Below are 2,289 nucleotides of genomic sequence, written 5' to 3' on the forward strand. Positions count from 1 at the left end.
CGACAGCGGCGGATCAGACCCGGCGGGCCCGCCCCGCCCGGCCGGAACGCCGGCCGGAGCCCCGGCCGCCCCGCCTCGCGGAACTGGAAGCTCCGCCGAACAGCCGGGCGACCGCACGGAACGGCAGGGTGACGACGGTGGCGAGGGCGCCGCCGATCTGACGCAGGATGTCCGCGATGGCACGGAACATAGGGATTCCCCTTTCGTCTCCCGGCGCTGCCGCGATGGCGGCCAGGAGACGCACGGGTACCTCAGAGAGGCGAAGCCATGCCTGAAAGCACCCTCAGCCCTGCCGAGCCGACCGGCCGGAACCGCCTCAGCCCTTGCCGAGCAGATCCGCCGGGAACGCCCCGGCCTGCAACGCCGCCCCGATGAACACGGTGCCGAGCTCCGTCAGGCGTTCGACGCCCGCCGCGCCCAGATGCTCGTAGGGCGCCCGGTCCAGCCGGTCCGTGTCCGCCTCGATGTCCCGGCGCAGCGCCACCCCGTCCTCCGTCAACTCGCCCTCGCCGTCGAGCAGTCCGCGCCCGCGCAGCCGCTCCTCGGCGGCGTCCCACTCCTGCTGGTTCCAGCCGCGGGTGGAGAAGACCCACTTCGGGGCGATGCCCTTGCCCGTGGCCGTGTGGGTCACCAGCGCTTCCAGGCCGTCGAGCCCGGCGTCGAGCAGCACGGTCAGGTGTCCGTCGCCGCGGTGCTCGCGCAGCAGCGTGGCCGCGTGCCAGTAGGCGAGGTGCGGCTCGTCGGGGACCGGCAGATCGGCGTGGGCCGAGTACAGGGGGCGCGCGGTACGGGTACAGGCCTCGGCGGCGCGCAGCGCGAGCCCCGCGGCCTCCGCCATCTCCGCGGAGGCCACGGCCTCCTCCCCGAGGACCCGGCGCAGCGTGGCGTCGACGGCGCGCAGACGTGCGCCGATGACCTCCCCGGGGCCGGCGGTGTTCCACACCTCGGGCACATGCGCGGCGACCAGCTCGTGCTTGTAGTTGTAGAAGGCGGCCGTCACGACACCGGCGCCGACGGGGCCCATCGCGGCCGCACGCACGGCGAAGTTGACGGCACTGGGGTGGGTGATCCCCAGCTGGGCCATCTCCCGCGTCACGTCCGGCGAGAAGTAGTGCGTCGAGTGCAGGGAGTTGAGCACGCTGTGACAGCGGCGCCCCGCGCGCGGGTGCAGCGCGGAGTCCGAGGGCGAGGTCGTCGAAGAGGTCATGAGGGCACGATACCTACTGGTTGGTATGGCGTCCGCAAGGTCGGCTGCAACGTCCATGGCAGGAAAGGTGGGGTGCTCGTCATTGCGGCCACCACTCCGAGACCCAAGAATCGAGGGCATGGAGCAGCGAACCGTCCTGGTCGTCCTCTTCGAGGGGGTCCAAAGCCTCGACGTCACGGGCCCCGTGGAGGTCTTCACGGGCGCCACGCACTGCCTCACCGACCCCGCCGACGGATACCTCGTCCGCACCGCCTCCATGGACGGGAAGCCCGTACGGACGTCCAGCGGCCTCACCCTCGTCCCGGACCACGCGCTGCCCGACGCCCCCGTCCCGCACACCCTGCTCGTCCCGGGCGGCACCGGCACCCGCCCGCCGGACCCGGAGCTGATCGACTGGCTGCGCGCCCACGGCCCGCGGGCACGGCGCCTGGTCTCGGTCTGCACCGGCGCCATCCGCCTTGCCGAGGCGGGCCTCCTGGAGGGCCGCCGGGCGACGACGCACTGGGCGTACTGCGCCAAGCTCGCCGAGGACCACCCGGGCATCGAGGTCGACCCGGACCCGATCTACGTACGCGACGGCCATGTCGCCACATCCGCTGGGGTCACCGCCGGAATCGACCTCGCCCTCGCGCTCGTGGAGGAGGACCTGGGCCGCCAAGTGGCGCTGACCGTCGCCCGCTACCTGGTCGTCTTTCTGCGACGCCCGGGGAACCAGGCGCAGTTCAGCGTCCAGCTCGCCGCGCAGACCGCGCGCCGCGAGCCACTGCGCGAGGTCCAGCAGTGGATCACCGAGCACCCGGCCGACGACCTGTCGGTCGACGCGCTCGCCGCCCGCGCCCGCCTCTCGCCCCGCCACTTCGCCCGCGCCTTCCAGGCCGAGACCGGCCTGACACCGGGCAAGTACGTCGAGCGCGTCCGCGTCGAGCACGCCCGCCGCCTCCTGGAGGACACCTCCGACGGGGTGGAGGAGGTCTCCCGCGCCTGCGGCTACGGCACACCGGAGACCATGCGCCGCGCCTTCATCAAGGCGCTCGGCACGGCCCCCGCGGAGTACCGCCGCCGCTTCCACCCCACCCCCGCAC

2 protein-coding genes and 1 pseudogene are annotated in these 2,289 nt (G+C 73.5%); 1 reads left to right on the plus strand and 2 read right to left on the minus strand.

Going from position 1 to position 2,289, the window contains the following annotated elements; genetic code table 11:
• Positions 1–73: 73 nt before the first annotated feature.
• Positions 74–190: pseudogene (locus GKQ77_RS31765) on the minus strand (LPFR motif small protein); the annotation flags it as partial.
• A 126-nt stretch (positions 191–316) separates the two neighbouring features.
• Positions 317–1,207, minus strand: a complete 891-nt coding sequence (locus GKQ77_RS31770) for an SCO6745 family protein (protein ID WP_219692576.1) — start codon at positions 1,205–1,207, stop codon at positions 317–319.
• A 118-nt stretch (positions 1,208–1,325) separates the two neighbouring features.
• Between GKQ77_RS31770 and GKQ77_RS31775 the strand changes: the two genes are divergently transcribed.
• The coding region (locus tag GKQ77_RS31775) for a GlxA family transcriptional regulator (RefSeq protein WP_219692577.1) at positions 1,326–2,289 on the plus strand (964 nt) is incomplete at its 3' end.

It is taken from the genome of Streptomyces anatolicus, assembly GCF_019400875.1.
In the GTDB taxonomy this organism is placed as follows: domain Bacteria; phylum Actinomycetota; class Actinomycetes; order Streptomycetales; family Streptomycetaceae; genus Streptomyces; species Streptomyces anatolicus.